At 72.6% G+C, this 18,468-nt stretch carries 3 protein-coding genes; all 3 read right to left on the bottom strand.

What is annotated here, in order from left to right:
* On the bottom strand, positions 1-1,792 hold a 1,792-nt coding region (locus tag ABZS71_RS34430), incomplete at its 3' end, for a type I polyketide synthase (protein WP_356216506.1).
* Between the two features lie 17 nt (positions 1,793-1,809).
* Positions 1,810-13,866, bottom strand: coding sequence for an SDR family NAD(P)-dependent oxidoreductase (locus ABZS71_RS34425; RefSeq protein ID WP_356216500.1), 12,057 nt, complete (start codon positions 13,864-13,866; stop codon positions 1,810-1,812).
* A 41-nt stretch (positions 13,867-13,907) separates the two neighbouring features.
* Entirely contained in the window at positions 13,908-18,461 is a 4,554-nt protein-coding gene (locus tag ABZS71_RS34420; protein ID WP_356216503.1) for an SDR family NAD(P)-dependent oxidoreductase, read from the bottom strand.
* Positions 18,462-18,468: the final 7 nt, after the last annotated feature.

Below are 18,468 nucleotides of genomic sequence, written 5' to 3'. Positions count from 1 at the left end.
CCACCACCCGCCCCGCGAACACCGGCGAAGCATCCAACAACCCCGCACCCATCCCCACCCACTGAGACCCCTGCCCGGGAAACACCAACACCGGACCCACATCACCAGCCACCACCGGAACACCCGAATACACAACCCCCGGATGCGACTCACCAGCCGCCAACGCCCCCACAGCCGCAACCAGCTCTTCACGGTTCTCGCCGACCACCACCGCCCGGTGCTCGAACACCGACCGCGTCGCCACCAACGACCACCCCACCTCAGCAGCCGACACCCCAGAACCCCCGACCACACACGCCGCCAACGCCGCAGCCTGCCCCCGCAACGCCTCCACACTCCGCCCCGACACCACCCACGGCACCCCCCCACCGCCGTCACGCGAAGGCCCCACCGCGCCCCGCTCCCCCACCTCAGGAGCCTGCTCCACAATCACATGCGCATTGGTGCCACTGATACCGAACGCGGAGACCCCGACCCGGCGCGGGCGCTCGTTCCGGGGCCATGCGACCGGCTCGGTCAGCAGCCGCACCGCACCGCTGTCCCAGTCCGCGTGCGGAGTGGGCTCATCGACGTGCAGAGTGGCCGGCAGTAGCTCATGGCGCAGGGCCATCACCATCTTGATCACGCCCGCGACACCCGCGGCGCCCTGCGTATGACCGATGTTCGACTTCAACGAACCGAGCCACAGTGGCTGTTCGGGCGACCGGTCCCGACCGTACGCGGCGAGAAGCGCCTCGGCCTCGATCGGGTCGCCGAGCGTGGTACCCGTGCCATGCGCTTCCACCGCGTCCACCTCGGCGGACGACAGCTGGGCGTTGATGAGCGCCTGACGGATCACTCGCTGTTGCGAGGGGCCGTTCGGCGCGGTCAGGCCGTTCGACGCGCCGTCCTGGTTGATGGCCGAGCCCCGGATGACCGCCAGCACCTGGTGGCCGTTGCGCCGCGCGTCGGACAGCCGCTCCAACAGCAGCAGCCCGACGCCCTCGGAGAAGCCCGTGCCGTCCGCGGCGGCGGCGAAGGGCTTGCAGCGGCCGTCGGGGGCCAGCCCGCGCTGGCGCGAGAACTCCACAAAGGTGTTCGGCGTGGTCATCACGGTCACGCCACCGGCCATGGCCAGGGTGCACTCGCCCTGCCGCAGCGCCTGGCACGCCAAGTGCATCGCCACCAGAGACGACGAGCATGCCGTGTCCACCGTCACCGCCGGCCCCTCCAGGCCGAGGGAGAAAGCCACCCGGCCCGAGACGACACTGAGTGTATTGCCGGTCAGCAGATAGCCTTCGGCGCTCTTTTCGACATGCGGTGTGCCGAAGCCGAGAATACCGGCGCCCGCGTATACGCCGGTCTGGGTGCCCTTCAGTGAAAGGGGGTCAATACCCGCTCGTTCGACCAGTTCCCAGGAGACTTCCAGGAGCTGGCGTTGTTGCGGTTCGGCCGCCAAAGCCTCGCGCGGACTGATGCCGAAGAACGCGGCGTCGAAGCCGTCCGCCCGGTCCAGGAATCCGCCCCGACGGACATAGCTGGTGCCGGAGTGATCCGGATCCGGATGGTAGATGCCGTCGAGATTCCAGCCGCGGTCGGTCGGGAATTCCCCGATCCCGTCCCCGTGAGAGGCGACCAGCTCCCACAGATCCTCCGGCGAGGCGATCCCGCCGGGAAACCGGCAGGCCATGCTGACAATGGCCACCGGCTCCTGCCACCGTTCCTCCACCTCCCGCAAGCGCTGACGAGTCTGCCCCAGATCGGCCGTCACCCGCTTGAGGTACTGACGGAGCTTCTCTTCCGTACCCGACATCAGTTTTCGCTCCTCCATCAGGGCAGTTCACGGTCAATCAGCTCGAACATCTCGTCGTCCGACGCGGACTCAAGAGCGCTGAAGTCCGTCGGGCCGGCCGGGTCGGTGGGACTGCCATTCCATTTCGTCAGCAGTCCGCTCAGCCGTTTGGCGATCCTTTGGCGGCCTTCCTCGTCCGTGACGAGGGTGGCCAGGGTCGTATCGAGCCGTGCCAATTCATTGAGGACGGGATCGACGGCGTCCGTGCCCGCGGCGGCTCCGTCGTCGGGCGTCAGCCGTTCCAGCAGATATTCGGCCAGCACAGCAGCCTCCGGATAGTCGAAGGCCATGGCGGCGGGCAGACGGAGACCGGTGGCCGCGGCCAGCCGGTTGCGCAGCTCCACGGCGGTAAGCGAGTCGAAGCCCAGCTCCTTGAAGCTGGCATCGGCCTGCACCGCGTCCACATCGGCGTGTCCGAGCACCGTGGCCGCGTGGCCACGGACCAGATTGAGCACAAGACGATGCCGCTCGGCCGTCGACAGGCCCGCGAGCCGAGCACGCCAGTCGACCTGCTGTCCGCCACCGGCGGCCGCCGCCGTACGCCGCCCGGCTCCGCTACCGCCGACCGTGGTGGCCAGGGCGCGGAGCGCGGCGGGCAGGCTGTCGGCGGGCAGGCCGGCCAGGGTACGGGGATCCACACCGGCCGCGACCACGTGGCCGCCACCGTGTTGGACGGCGGCGTCGAGCAGGGCCAAGCCCTGCTGGGTGCCAAGTGCGTTGACGCCGGTACGGGCCATCCGGGCCAGATCCGCCTCGGCCAGGTGTCCGGTCATTCCGCTGGTGTCGGCCCACAGGCCCCATGCCACCGACACCCCCGGCAGTCCGGCGGCCCGGCGGTGTGCGGCCAGCGCATCGCAAAAGGCGTTCGCCGCAGCGTAGTTGGCCTGCCCCGGGCTGCCCAGTGTGCCCGCCGCCGAGGAGAACAGCACGAACACACCCAGACGCAGATGGGCCGTCGCCGCGTGGAGGTGGGCCGCGGCCGTGGCCTTCGCCGCCCACACCCGGGCGATGCGCTCCGGAGTCTGCGAGGTGACCACGGCGTCGTCCAACAGCCCCGTGGCGTGGATGACACCGGTCAGGGGATGCTCGGGGTCGATGCCCGCCACCAGGTCCGCCACGGCTGCCGCGTCGGTGACGTCCACCGCGGCGATCCGCACCCGAGCGCCGAGCTCGGCGAGCCGGGAGGCCAGTTCCTTGGCGCCCGGGGCGTCCTCGCCCCGCCTGCTCGCCAGCACCAGATGGCCGACCCGCCAGGCGCGGACCAGATGTTCGGCGACCAGGCCACCCAGGGTGCCGGTGCCGCCCGTGATCAGCACCGTGCCGTCGGGGTCGACCGCGGCGGGTACGTCGAGCACCAGCTTGCCGGTGTGACGGGCCTGGCTCAGCTCCCGCAGGGCGTCCCGGGCCCGGCTGAGCGGCCGGCTCCGTACGGGCGCGGGCCGCAGCACCCCGGCGGCGAACAGCGCGCGCAACTCGCGCAGCATCGCCCCGATGCGGTCCGGTCCAGCGTCGGGGACGAGGTCGAAGGCCCGGTAGCGTACGCCCGCGTACTCGGCCGCGATGTGGTCGGGATGGCGGATGTCGGTCTTGCCCATCTCGGAGAGCCGGCCGCCGTCGGCCAGCAGCCGCAGCGAGGCGTCGACGAAGGGTCCGGCGAGGCTGTTCAGCACCACATCCACACCGCGTCCGCCGGTGGCCTCGCGCAGCACATCCTCGAAGTCCAGATCGCGCGACGAGGCCCGGTGCGCCCGGTCGATGCCCATCTCCTCCAGCACCGCATGCTTGCCCGGACTGGCCGTGGCATAGATCTCCGCACCCAGATGCCGGGCGATCTGCACCGCCGCCATGCCGACGCCACCGGCCGCCGCATGGATCAGCACCGACTCCCCTGCCTGGAGTCCGCCCAACTCCACCAGCCCGTACCAGGCCGTCAGAAACACCACCGGTACCGCAGCCGCCTGCCGGAAGCTCCAGCCCTCCGGGATCGGCACCACCATCCGCGCATCCGCCACCACCTGCGGGCCGAACGCGCCCTCGAACAGGCCCATGACGCGATCGCCGACCGCGAGACCGGTCACCTCCGCACCGATATCCGTGACGACACCGGCGCCCTCACTGCCCCGGAACACCCCGCCGCCCGGGTACATCCCCACCACGATCAGCGCGTCCCGGAAGTTCATGCCCGCCGCGTGCACCGCGATACGGACCTCACCGGGCCCCAGCGGCTCCAGCGCCTCGGGGCATGGCACGACCGTCACGTTTTCCACGGTCGACGCGCCTTTCACGGCCAGTCGCCACGCCGGTTGCCCCACCGGGCCCACCAGGTCGCCGCTGCCGGCGGCACCGGCGCGCATCAGCCGAGGCGCCCAGAGGCGGCCCGCACGCACCGCCACTTGCGGCTCGTCCATCCCGGCCGCCCGCAGCACACCGTCCACCACCCCGGCGCCGACCTCCTCGGGGCCGGTTCCGCCGTGGGGGTCGAGGTCGAGCAGGATGAATCGCTCCGGGTTCTCCGCCTGTGCGCTGCGCAGCAGGCCCCACACGGCGGCAACGGCCGCGTCCACGACCTCGGCGCCGGGTTCCTCGGCCCCGGCACGGCCGGTCGCGACCCCGCCGCGGGTGACCACCACCAAGCGCGCCTCGGCCAACCGCGGTTCGGCCAGCCACCCCCGCAATAGGTGCGCCATCCGCTGCACGGCGGCCAGGCCACCGGTCTCGCTGATGCCTCCGGCAGCCGCTTGCGCGCAGGGAACGCCGGTCAGGACCACCGAAGGCACCGGACCTCCGGTGGCGAACGACGCGATCAGCGACTCCAGATCCGGATGGCACATCACACCCGGCGCGTCCCAGTCCTCGCCCGTGGAGCCCAGTACCGCCCAGCCGCCGTCCCCGGCCATCGGCTCCGGCAGCACACTGCCGACACCCGGAGCCGCCACCGGCAGGAGAATCCAGTCCAGGGTGAACAGCCCGTCCACCTCGGAACGGCCCGCGGTCCGCAGCTGATCCGTACGGGCGGGGCGCAGCACGAGTGAGTCGACGGTCAGGACGGGGTCGCCCACGGCGTCGGACACGGTCACCCGCAGCGCCCGCTCGCCCTCCGCACCCTGCTCGTGCGGGGACAATCGGACGCGTACGGTGGTCGCCCCGGCGGCCCACAGCGACACCCCGTTCCAGGCGAACGGCAGCCACACCCGCTCGCCGTCGTCCGTGTGTCCGAGGTGGTCGACGAGCATCGCGGCCGGGTGCAGGGCGGCGTCCAGCAACGCTGGGTGGATGCCGAATCCGTCCTGCTCTCCGGCGGCTTCGGGCAACGCCACTTCGGCGAGCACATCCGCACCGTCGCGCCACAGCTTCCGTACGCCCCGGAAGGCGGGTCCGTATCCGTATCCGGCCGCCGCGGCCCGCTCGTAGAACCCCTCCGTGTCCACCGGCTCCGCACCCGGCGGAGGCCAGGCCCCGGCACCGGGCGGCTGGTGCGCACGGTCGTCTTCCCGGGGTGGGGCGAGCACGCCGACCGCGTGGCACACCCATGCCGTGTCGGCGGTGGGCTCGGCGTCACGGTCGGGGCGGCAGTACATCCGTACGTCGCGCCGCCCGTCCTCGGTGGCCTCGCCCACGACCACTTGGACGCGCAGCCCTCCCGACTCCGGAAGCGCCAGCGGGACCTGCAGCGCCAGTTCCTCCACCGCGCCGCAACCGGCCGCGTCGGCCGCCCGCAGCGCCCACTCGACCTGCGCCGCGCCCGGTACCAGCGCCGTGCCCGCCACCACATGCTCGCTGAGCCAGCCCTCGCCACCACCAGCCACGATCCGGCCGGTGAGCAGATGGGTGCTGCCGTCGGCCAGTTCCACGGCCGCGCCGAGCAGCGGGTGGTCCGCGGAGACCAGGCCGAGGTCGGCGGGGTCGCCGCCACGGCCACTGGCGCCGTCGAGCCAGTACCGCTCGCGCTGGAAGGCGTACGTGGGCAGCGGCACCGTCCGCGGTGTGGGGTCAGTGGGGAACAGGGCGGTCCAGTCCACCGCGATCCCGGCGGTGAACGCCTGGGCCACCGACCGCACCAGCTGGGCGAGGTCGCCATGGTCGCGGCGCAGCGTGGGGACCGTAACGGCCTGGATGCCCGCTTCCTCGAAGCTCTCCTGCATCCCGACGGTCAGTACGGGGTGGGTGCTGGCCTCGATGAACACCCGGTGGCCATCGGTCAGCAGCGCCTGGATCGCCTCGGCGAACCGCACCCGCTCCCGCAGATTACGCACCCAGTACGCGGTGTCGAGAAGCGCTGCGTCGGCCCGGCCACCGGTCACGGTGGAGTAGAACGCCACGCCCGTCCCGGGCTCCCCGACAGGGTCAACTCCGCTGAGAAGCCCGGCGAGTTCATTGGTGATCCCGTCGACCTGCGGGCTGTGCGAGGCGTAGTCCACCTCGATCATCCGGGCCCGCTCACCGGTGTCGCGGCAGGCGGCCACCGCCGTTGTCACCTGCTCCGGGGGCCCGGAGACGACGGTGGACGCGGGCCCGTTGACGGCGGCCACGACTACGGCGGCGGCGCGCTCGCCGAGTCGGGCGAGCAACGCGGCCGCCTGGTCCTGACCGACGCCCAGGGAGGCCATCGCCCCGCCACCGGCCAGCCGGCGCAGCGCCTGGCTGCGCAGGGCCACGATCCGGGCGCCGTCCGCCAAGGAGAGTGCTCCGGCGACGCAGGCGGCGGCGATCTCGCCTTGACTGTGGCCGACGACGGCGGCGGGTTGCACACCGTAGCCCGCCCAGACGGCGGCCAGGGACACCATCACCGCCCAGAGCACGGGCTGCACCACATCGACCCGGCTCAGCTCGCCCACACCGTCCGCGCCGCGCAGTACGTCCGTCAGTGACCAGTCGACGTAGGGTGCGAGGGCCCGTTCGCATTCCGCCGTCCGCGCCGCGAACACCGGGGAGACGTCCAGCAGCCCCGCGCCCATCCCGATCCACTGGGAGCCCTGGCCCGGGAACACCAGCACCGGGCCTACGCCGCCGGTGGTCGTGGCGGCGCCGGAGTGCACGACGCCCGGATGTGTTTCGTCGGCGGCCAGCGCTTCGACCGCCGCCATCAACTCCGCGCGGCCCTCGCCGACCACCACGGCCCGGTGGTCGAACAGGGTGCGGGTGCCGATGAGCGACCAGCCCACCTCGGCGGGCGACGCCGCACGGTCGGTGGTCAGATGTGCGGCCAGCGCCCGTGCCTGGTCCCGCAACGCCATCGTGCCGCGGGCGGACAGCACCCAGGGCACCACACGGGGCTCCCGCACCCTTGGCTCCGTATGTTCCGGCTGCTCAGGGGCCTGTTCAAGGATTACATGGGCGTTGGTGCCGCTGATACCGAAGGAGGACACGGCCGCCCGGCGGGGCCGTTCGGACCGGGGCCACTCGACCGCCTCCGTCAGCAGCCGCACCCCGCCGTCGTCCCATTCCACATGCGGGCTGGGCTCGTCGATGTGCAGGGAGGCGGGCAACAGACCGTGCCGCATCGCCATCACCATCTTGATCACCCCCGCCACTCCGGCGGCGGCCTGGGTGTGACCGATGTTGGACTTGACCGAGCCGAGCCACAGCGGCCGGCCTTCCGGCCGGTCCTGTCCGTAGGTGGCGAGCAGGGCCTGGGCCTCGATGGGGTCGCCGAGGGTGGTTCCGGTGCCATGTGCCTCCACCGCGTCGACGTCGGCCGGAGAGAGGCGCGCGGTGGCCAGCGCCTGGCGGATCACCCGCTGCTGCGAGGGGCCGTTCGGCGCCGTCAGACCGTTCGACGCGCCGTCCTGATTGACCGCCGAGCCCCGCATCACCGCCAGCACCCGATGGCCGTTGCGCCGCGCGTCCGACAGCCGCTCCAGCACGAGCAGGCCGACGCCCTCGCCCCAGCCCGTGCCGTCGGCCGCCGCCGCGAAGGGCTTGCAGCGCCCGTCCGACGCCAGCCCGCGCCGGCGCGAGAACTCGACGAAGGTGTTCGGCGTGGCCATCACCGTCACCCCGCCGGCCAGGGCCAGCGTGCACTCTCCCTGCCGCAGCGCCTGGGCTGCCAAGTGCATGGCCACCAGCGACGACGAACACGCCGTGTCCACCGTCACCGCGGGCCCCTCCAGGCCGAAGGTGAACGCCACCCGCCCGGAGGCGATACTCGGTGTGCTGCCGGTCATCAGGCGTCCCTCCACGCCCTCGGGGGTGCGGCCCAGGAAGCGGCCGCCGTAGTCGTCGTACATGACTCCGGTGATCACCGCGCTCTGGCTGCCGCGCAGGCTCACGGGATCGATGCCCGCGTTCTCGAACGCCTGCCACGCGGTCTCCAGCAGCAACCGCTGCTGTGGGTCGGTCGCCAGGGCCTCGCGCGGGCTGATCCCGAAGAATTCGGCGTCGAACCGCGGCGCCTCGTACAGAAATCCGCCCTCGCGGGCATAGCTGGTGCCGGCGTGGTCCGGGTCCGCATCGAAGAGGTGGGCGAGGTCCCAGCCGCGGTCCGAGGGGAACTCCCCGATCGCGTCGACACCGTCGGCCACCAGCCGCCACAGCGCCTCCGGTGAACCGACCGCGCCGGGATAGCGGCAGGCCATCCCGACGATGGCGATCGGATCGTCGTCGGCCGCCACCACGGCCGCCGTCGGTCCGCGGGGCGCCGCGGCCGGTGCACCGAGCAGCTGGTCGCGCAGAAAGCGCACCAGGGCGTCGGGGGTCGGGTAGTCGAAGATGACGGTGGCCGGGATCCGGGTACCGGTGGCCGCGTTGAGCCGATTCCGCAGGTCGAGGGCGGTCAGTGAGTCGAAGCCGAGCTCCTGGAAGGCCCTGCCCGGCTCAATGGCCCCGGGTGTGGGATGCGCGAGCACGGTGGCGACCTGATCGCGGACCAGTTCGCCGATGAGTCGGTCCTGCTCCTCGGTGGGCAGCCCGGCCAGCCGTCCGGCCCATAGCACCGTCCCGGAGTCCACGGCGGGCCGCGCCGGAGTGTGCACCAGGCGCCGCAGTACGGGCGGCAGCGGTCCGCAAGCGGCCCGTGCGCGCAGCGCGCCCAGGTCGAACCGGGCCGGGACGACGGTCGGGTACGCGGTGGTCAGCGCCGTGTCGAACAGCGCCAGCGCCTGCTCGTTGGAGACGGGGGCGTTGCCGGAGCGGGCCATCCTGGCCAGGTCGGTGTCATCGAGGTGGCCGGTCATTCCGCCGGCGGCGGCCAGCAGCCCCCAGGCCAGGGTGTGTGCCGTACGGCCCTCGGCGCGACGGTGTTCCGCGAGCGCGTTGAGAAACATGTTCGCGGCGGCGTAGTTGGCCTGGCCACCGTTGCCCATGAGGGAGGTGGCGGAGGAGAACATCACGAAGGCGGCCGGATCCATCGGCTCGGTCAGCCGGTGCAAATGCCACGCGGCGTCGAGCTTCGGGGCGAGTACGGCGTCGAGTTGGTCGGGTGTCATCGCGGAGACCACGCCGTCGTCGAGCACCCCGGCGGCGTGGATCACGGCCGTCAACCGGTGTTCCGCGGGGACGGTGGCGAGCAGCGCTGCCAGCGCCTGGGGGTCGGCCGCATCGCAGGCGGCGATGCGTACGCCGGCGCCCAGCGCGGTCAGTTCGGCCACGAACGCGTCGATGTCCTCCGTGGCGCCGCCGCGCCGGCTGACCAGCAGCAGATGGCGTACGCCGTGGGCGGTGGCCAGGTGCCGGGCGACCAGTCGGCCCAGCGCTCCGGTGCCACCGGTGATCAGGACCGTTCCGTCCGGATCGAGGGCGGGGAGGGAGGTGTCCTGGTCGGGGCGGGCCCTTACCAGACGCGGCACGCGGACCGTGCCCTCCCGTACCGCCAGCTCGGATTCGGCACCCGCCACGGCGGCCGGAAGGGCGGTGTGCAGGGTGTGGCGCGAGTCGGGGTCGTCGTCCAGGTCCAGGAGCAGGATCCGGTCCTGGTGTTCGGCCTGCGCGGCGCGGACCAGGCCCCAGACGGGTGCGGTGACCAGGTCGGCGGGCTCGTCCTCGGGGCCGGTGGCGACCGCGCCGCGGGTCGCGATGACCAGCCGGGCCGGGCTGAGGCGCTCGTCCGTCAGCCACTCGCGCAGCGCGCCGAGTACATGATGGGCGGCCGCGCGCACCCGCGCGGGCGTGTCGTCCGGGTCCGAGGGCGTGTCCGGTGCACCGGGGCATTCCAGGATGACGAAGTCGGGGACCGGCAGCCCGTCGTCGACGGCGGTCATGAGCGCGGTCAGATCCGGGTGGGCCGAGGTGGCCAGGCCGAGCCGGCCCGGTCCGACGACGGCCCAACTCGCCGCCGCCGCAAGGGCGTCGACGGCAACGGGACCGGGTTGCCAGTCCAGCCGGTACAGGGAGTCGTCCCTCGCGGCCGCTCGGACGGAGCGCCAGCGGTCGGCGGGGATTTCCCGCAGCCCGAGGGATGCGATCGTGGCCACGGGTGCGCCGTTGTCATCGGTCAGCGTCAGGGTGACGGTGTCCGAAGCGGTCGGTGTGATCCGGACCCGCAGCCGGGTGGCGCCGGTGGCGAACAGCCGCACCCCGCTGAAGGAGAACGGCAGCCTGACGGTCCCCGCCGTGCCATCAGGCCGGTAGCCGCCGTTGAACAGCTCTTCCACCGGGTGCAGCGCGCTGTCGAGCAGGGCGGGGTGCATGCCGTATCCGTCGGCCTCGCCGCGCTGCTCCGGTGCCAGGCGGACCTCGGCGAACATCTCCTCGCCGAGCCTCCACGCCGCGTGCAGCCCCCGGAAGGCGGGTCCGTATGTGTAGCCCTGGGCGGTCAGGCGCTCGTACAGCTCGGTCACGTCGATCGCTACGGCCCCGGCCGGTGGCCAGGCCGCAGGGGGCGGTGCGGCCACGGGCGGGGTGGTGGCCGCCTCGGTCAGGACACCGGCGGCGTGGCGACGCCAGAGCGCCGTGGCTCCCGGGTCGTCGCTCTCCCCGTCCGCCGGCCGCGAGGAGAGGGTGAGGGGACGCCGGCCGGACTCGTCGGGGGCGGCCACCGCGAGCTGGATCCGCACCGCGCCCGTGGCGGGCAGGATCAGGGGTGTCTCCAGGGTGAGATCGTCGAGCAGCTCACAGCCGGTCCGTGCCGCGGCGAGCAGGGCCAGCTCCAGCAGGGCCGTGCCGGGCAAGGGCACGCTGTCCGCGATGGTGTGGTCCACCAGCCAGGCGTGGGTGCGCAGGGACAGCCGCCCGGTCAGCAGCAGCCCGCCGTCGGGCGTCTCCACGGCGGCCGGGAGCAGGGGGTGGTCGGTGGTGCCGAGGCCGACGGCGCGTACGTCGGCGGTGGCGTTCGGGACGGGCCGCCAGTACCGCCGGCGCTGGAACCGGTAGGTGGGCAGGTCGACATGGCCCGCGCCCTTCGGGAGGGCGGCGGAGAAGTCAACCGTGTCACCGTCGATGTGCATCAGGGCCAGGGCCGCCAGCAGGGTGCGGGGCTCGTCGCGGCCGTGGCGCAGGGCGGCGGCGCACACGGGGGCGGTGTCCGGGGTGGACTCCTCCCCGTGGGCGAGGCTGTCCTGGGCCACGGTGGTGAGGACAGCGTCCGGCCCGAGTTCGAGGTAGCGCGCCACCCCCTCCGCGCGGAGCGTCCGCAGACCATCGTGGAAGCGTACGGGCTGCCGGACGTGACGTACCCAGTACTCGGGGTCGCGAAGCTGCCCGGCGGCGGCCGGAGCGCCGGTGAGGTTGGAGATCACCGGAATCCGTGGCGCGTGATAGGTGAGCCGGCGGGCCACGTCGCGGAACTCGTCCAGCATGGGGTCCAGGAGCGGCGAGTGGAACGCGTGGCTGACGCGCAGCCGCTTGGTCCGGTGTCCCCGCTCCTTGAGGGTGCGGGCGATCTCGTCGACGGCCTCGGCGTCCCCGGACACCACGACGGCGGTAGGGCCGTTGACGGCGGCGAGCGCGACGCGGTCCTCACGGTCCGCGAGCAGCGGCAGGACCTGCTCCTCGGCCGCCTCGACGGCGGCCATGGCGCCACCGGCCGGAAGCGCCTGCATCAGCCGTCCCCGGGCGGCGACCAGCTCGCAGGCATCCGGCAGGGACAGTACGCCCGCCACATGAGCGGCCACCAGCTCGCCGACGGAGTGGCCGGTCAGGAAGGCCGGGGTGAGGCCGAAGGAGGTGACGAGCCGGAAGAGGGCGGTCTCCAGCGCGAAGAGGGCCGCCTGGGTCACCCCGGTCCCGTGCAGCGCCCGCGCCTCGTCGGTGTCCTCCGCGGCGAAGACGATGTCGCGCAGCGAGCGGCCGAGCAGCGGGTCCAGATGGGCGCACACGTCGTCGATGGCGGTGGCGAACACCTCAAAGATGCGGTACAGCTCGTGGCCCGTACCGGGCTGCTGGCTCCCCTGTCCGGTGAACATGAAGGCGGTGCCGCCGGAGCGGGCGGCCACCGTGGCCCGCGTCAGCGCGGGGTGGCCGCAGCCGTCGGCCAGGGCCCGTACGGCCGTCAGCAACTCCTCACGTTCCTCGCCGACGGCCACGGCCCGGTGTTCGAATGCCGAGCGGGTCCGGGCGAGCGACCAGCCCACATCGCCCACGGACAGCCCGGGGTAGACCTCCAGATGGGTGGCCAGTGCTTCGGCCTGGTCGCGTAGCGCCTGATCGGTACGGGCGGACAGCACCCAGGGCACCGCGGATCCGTCCGGCAGGGGGGTGCCCTGGCCCTCGGCGCGGACAGGTGGCTGCTCAAGCAGCAGATGGGCGTTGGTTCCGGAGATGCCGAACGAGGACACGGCGGCGCGGCGGGGGCGCTCGCCACGCGGCCAGTCGACGGGTTCGGTGAGCAGACGTACGGTGCCTGCCGCCCAGTCGACATGGGGTGTGGGCTGCGTGACGTTCAGGGTCGCGGGCAGCGTCTCGTACCGCATTGCCGTGATCATCTTGATGACGCCGGCCACGCCCGCGGCGCCCTGGGTGTGTCCGATGTTGGACTTGACGGACCCCAGCCACAGCGGCCGCCCGTCGGGCCGGTCCTGGCCGTAGGTGGTCAGCAGCGCATGCGCCTCGATCGGATCCCCCAGCCGGGTGCCGGTGCCGTGCGCCTCCACCACGTCCACCTCGGCCGGTGACAGCCGCGCGTTCGCCAGCGCCTGGGTGATGACTCGCTGTTGGGAGGGTCCGCTGGGGGCGGTCAGGCCGTTCGACGCGCCGTCCTGGTTGATGGCGGAGCCCCTGATCAGCGCGAGCACCCGATGACCGTGGCGGCGGGCGTCGGACAGCCGCTCCAGCAGCACCAGCCCGACGCCCTCGGAGAAGGCGGTGCCGTCCGCGTCGGCGGAGAACGCCTTGCACCGGCCGTCGGGCGCCAGACCGCGCTGCCGGGAGAACTCGGTGAAGACGTTCGGGATGGCCATCACCGTCACACCACCGGCCAGAGCCAGGGTGCACTCGCCCTGCCGTAGCGCCTGGCACGCCAGATGCATCGACACCAGCGACGAGGAACACGCTGTGTCCACCGTGACCGCCGGTCCCTCCAGACCGAGCGTGTACGCCACCCGGCCCGAGAGCACGCTGGGAGCGTTGCCGGTCACCAGATAGCCTTCGGCGCCCTTGTCGATGTGCGGGGTGCCGAAGCCGGGGAGGGCGGTCCCCGCGTAGACGCCCGTGGAGCTGCCTTTGAGCGAGGTGGGATCGATCCCCGCGCGCTCGAGCAACTCCCAGGACACCTCCAGCAGCAGCCGCTGCTGCGGATCGGTCACCAGCGCCTCCCGCGGGCTGATCCCGAAGAACTCCGGGTCGAACCGGTCGGCGTCGTAGAGGAAACCGCCCTCGCGGGCATGGCTGGTGCCGGGGTGGTCCGGGTCGGGGTGGAACAGGCCCTCCAGATCCCAGCCGCGGTCGGTGGGGAACTTCCCCATCGCGTGTTCACCGGAGGCGAGGAGCCGCCACAGCTCCTCGGGCGAGGTGATCCCGCCCGGATACCGGCAGGCGATGCTCACCACGGCCACCGGCTCCTGGGAGCGGTCCTCCATCTCACGCAGCCGCTGACGCGTTTCGTGCAGATCGCCTGCCACTCGCCTCAGATAGTCGACCAGCTTCTCTTCATTAGCTTGGGTCACGGAGGATCACCCGGCCTTCAGCGAAGGGCGCGCCACATTGGTCATGACAGGCCAAGTTCGTTGTCGATGAATGCAAGAACCTGATCGGCGGTCGCCACCTGCAACCGCTCCACCGCGTTGCCGTCGTCGGCGGGGGAACACAACGCCTTCCACTTCGACAGCAAGGTCTCCAGCCGCGCCGTCACCGCGCCGGAGTCCACGTCCTCGACCATGACGGCGGACAGGTTGTTCTCCAGCCTGACCAGCTCGTTGAGGACCGGGTGGGGCATGCCCGAGCCCGTCGGCGCCACCACCTCACCGCCCGGTGAGAGCTCCCGGCGCAGATGCTCGGCCAGCACGGCCGCTTCCGGGTGGTCGAAGATGAGAGCCGCGGGCAGGCGCAGCCCGGTGGCGGCGGCGAGTCGGTTGCGCAGCTCCACGGCGGTCAGCGAGTCGAATCCGAGGTCCTTGAACGGCGTGTCCGGGTGCACCACGCCCGGATCGGCATGTCCCAGCACCGTGGCGGCGTGGCTGCGCACCAGGTTGAGCAGCAGCCGGTGCTGTTCGGTGGCCGGCAGCCCGCCGAGCCGGCCGGCCCAGTCGCTGTCCTGGCCACCGGGGGCGGCGGTCGGCCGGGCGCGGCCGCTGCCGCCCGCGGCGAGGGCCCGGAGGGGGGTGGGCAGGGTGCCGGTGGTCTGGGCGGCCAGGGCCCCGGTGTCCAGGTTGAGCGCGAGCAGATGGGGATGGCCGTGGCGGCAGGCGGCGTCCAGCAGCGCCAGTCCCTCGTCGGTGCTGTTGGCCTTGATGCCCAGACGGCCGATCCGGGCCAGGTCGGCGTCGGCCAGCTGTGCGGTGAGACCGCTGGTGGCCGCCCAGAGCCCCCACGCCACCGACAGTCCCGGATCCCCGGCGGTCTGGCGGTACGTGGCCAGCGCATCGCAAAAGGCGTTCGCCGCCGCGTAGTTGGCCTGCCCGGGGGTGCCCAGATCGGAGGCGAAGGAGGAGAACATCACAAACATGCCCAGCCGCAGATCCGCCGTCGCGGTGTGCAGATGGGCCGCCGCCTCGGCCTTCGCCGACCAGGCCCGCGCCAAACGCTTGGGAGTCTGCGACGGAACCATCGCGTCGTCCAGCACACCCGCCGAGTGGATGACCCCGGTCAGCGGATGCGCCGGGTCGATGTCCGCGATGAGGTCGGCCACGGCGGCGGCGTCGCCGATGTCCCGCGCGACGATGCGTACCTCGGCCCCCAGATCGGACAGCCGAGTCATCAGGTCCCCCGCACCGGGGGCGTCCAGGCCTCTTCGGCTGACCAGCAGGAGGTGCTTGATGTTCCAGGTACGGACGAGGTGTTCGGCGACCAGCGCGCCCAGGGTGCCGGTGCCACCGGTGATCAGTACGGTGCCGTCCGGATCCACCACGGCCGGTACGTCCAGCACCAGCTTGCCGATGTGCTTCGCCTGGCTCAGATACCGCAACGCCTCACGCGCCCGGCTCAGCGGCCACGCACGGACGGGCGGCGGCTCCAGCACACCGGCTGCGAACAACTCGTTCAGCTCCCGCAGCATCCGGCCGATACGGTCCGGCCCGCCATCGGCGATCAGGTCGTACGCCTGGTAGCGCACCCCCGGATGCTCAGCGGCTATCTGCCGCGCATCCCGTAGGTCGGTCTTGCCTAGCTCCAGCAATCGGCCACCGTCACCCAGCAGCCGGACCGAGGCGTCGACGAAAGGCCCCGCGAGGCTGTTGAGCACCACATCCACGCCCCGGCCACCGGTCGCCTCGCGCAGCACCTCCTCGAAGTCCAGATCCCGCGAGGAGGCCCGGTGCCGTTGGTCAACGCCCATCTCCTCCAGCACCGCATGCTTGCCCGGACCGGCCGTGGCGTAGATCTCGGCGCCCAGATGGCGGGCGATCCGCACCGCCGCCGTCCCCACACCACCCGTCGCGGCATGAATCAGCACCGACTCCCCCGCCCGCAGCCCACCCAGCTCCACCAGGCCGTACCAGGCGGTGAGGAACACCACCGGGGCGGCGGCCGCCTGCCGGAAGCTCCAGCCGGCGGGGATGGGTACGACCGTACGGGCGTCCGCCACGGCCACTGGACCGAACGCGCCCTCGAACAGACCCATGACCCGATCGCCCACCGCGAGACCGGTCACCCCCGGGCCGACCTCCCGCACCACACCGGCGCCCTCGCTGCCGCCGAACACCGCGTCTCCGGGGTACATCCCCACCACGATCAGCGCGTCGCGGAAGTTGACGCCCGCCGCGTGGACCTCGATCCGCACCTGACCGGCATCCAGGGGCTCCCACACCTCCGGGCAGGCCACCGGCCGTACGCTGTCCACGGTCGCCGCGCCCTCCACCCCGAGGCGCCACGCGGAGTGCCTCACCGGGTCCACCAAGCCCGCACCGCCGGCCCGCACCAGCCGGGGGACCAGCACCCGCCCCGCCCGGAGCGCCACCTGCGACTCGTCCATCCGCGCCGCCCGTGCCACACCGTCCGCCACGTGGTGGGCGGGCACCTGGGCATGGGGTTCGAGATCCAGCAGCAGGAATCGGCCCGGATTCTCGGCCTGCGCGCTGCGCACCAGGCCCCACACCGTGGCACCGGCCACATCCGCGCCCTCGGCGCCGGCTCCGTCACCACCGGAGCCACCTGTCGCCACGGCGCCGCGCGTCACCACCACCAACCGGGCGTCGGCCAGCCGCGGCTCGGCCAGCCAACCCTGGAGCAGGGTCAGGGCCCGCTCCGCCGCGGCCAGGCCGTCCGCCGCCATCCGGCTGACGTCGGTGCCGATGTCGTCGGCCGTGGCGGGCTGATGGGCCAGGACGACCGAGGGCGCGGGCGCGCCGCCATCGAGCGCGGTGATCAATGCCTCCAGATCCGGGTGGTATACGACGTCGGATCCGGCCGCAACACTGTTCTCGGCCCCCAGGAACGCCCAGTCGGTGCCATCGTCCGCTTGGCCCGCACCGTTGCCGTTGGACACGGCCGGGACCGGCAAGGGGATCCAGTCCATGGCGAACAGCCCATCCGCGCCCGTCCGTTGGTCTGTATCCAGCTGATCGGTGGTGGCCGAACGCAACACCACCGCATCGGCGCTCAGCACCGGGGCGCCCACGGCGTCAGCCACGGTCATCCGCAGCGCCCGCTCGCCCTCCCCACTCCGCTCATGAGGCGACAGCCGGACCCGCACCCGGGTGGCCCCGCCTGCCCGGAGCGACACTCCGTTCCAGCTGAACGGCAGCCACACCTGGCCATCGGCCGGCTCGGCGTGGGCCGCGGACTCGTCGGTCAGCAGAACGGGGTGCAGCGCCGCGTCGAGCAGCGCCGGGTGGATGCCGAATCCGGTCTGCTCCCCGGCGGCCTCGGGCAACACCACATCGGCCAGCAGATCCGCACCGTCCCGCCACACCGCCCGGAGCCCCTGGAAAGCGGGGCCGTACGCGTATCCCAACGCCGCGATCCGCTCGTAGCACTCCTCCAGGACGACGGGGATCGCACCCGCCGGAGGCCATGCCCCGCCCAGTTCCTCCGCCGGGGCGGAGCCCTCCGGGGCCGGGCTCAGCACGCCCTCCGCGTGACACACCCACCCCGGGCCGGGGTCGGCATCGTCGTCGGGACGGGAGTACATCCGCACGTCGCGCCCTCCGTCCGCACCGGGCGCACCGACGACCACCTGGAGGCGGAGCCCGCCCGCCGACGGCACTACCAGCGGGACGCGCAGCGCCAGTTCCTCCACGCCACCACAGCCGACCTCGTCGGCGGCCCGCAGCGCCCACTCGACCAATGCCGTCCCGGGCACCAGCACGGCGCCCGCCACCACATGCTCACCGAGCCAGCCATGCGTCTGCGCCGAGAGCCGGCCCGTCAGCAGATGGCCGCTCCCGTCGGCGAGCTCCACGGCAGCGCTCAACAGTGGGTGGCCCGCGGACATCAGCCCGAGGTCGGTGGGGTCGGCGCCACGCCCGCTGAGGCCGTCCAGCCAGTAACGCTGATGCTGGAAGGCGTAGGTGGGCAGATCTACCGTCCTCGGTGGCGGATCGGCGGGGAACAGTGCGGCCCAGTCGATGTCGACCCCGGCGGTGAACGCCTGGGCGAGCGACCGCACCAGCTGAGCCCGGCCACCGTGGTCACGGCGCAGCGTCGGCACGGTGACCGCGTCGACACCCGCGTGCTCGAAGGTCTCCTGCATCCCGATGGTCAGTACGGGGTGGGTACTGGCCTCGATGAACACCCGGTGCCCATCGGCGAGCAACGCCTCGATCGCCTCGGCGAACCGTACGCGCTCCCGCAGATTGGTCACCCAGTACGCGACATCCAGGCCGGTCGTATCGGCCCGGCCACCGGTCACCGTGGAATAGAACGCCACCTCCGTTCCGGTCCCCCGAACCGGGCGGATCCCGTTCAGGACCTCGTTCAGCTCAGCCGCGATCTCATCGACCTGAGGACCATGCGAGGCGTAGTCCACCTCAATCAACCGCGCACGGTCCCCGTTCTCCCGGCACGCGGCCACAACGATTGCGACCTGCTCCGGAGGACCCGAAATCACCGTCGAAGCAGGCCCGTTGACCGCCGCGACACCAACCCCAGCGACCTGGTCACCCAGCCCGGAC

Source organism: Streptomyces sp. NPDC005393 (assembly GCF_040606675.1).
Classification (GTDB): Bacteria; Actinomycetota; Actinomycetes; order Streptomycetales; family Streptomycetaceae; genus Streptomyces.
Note: the sequence above shows the minus strand (reverse complement) of the source record. Positions and strands in the feature narration are given on the sequence as shown.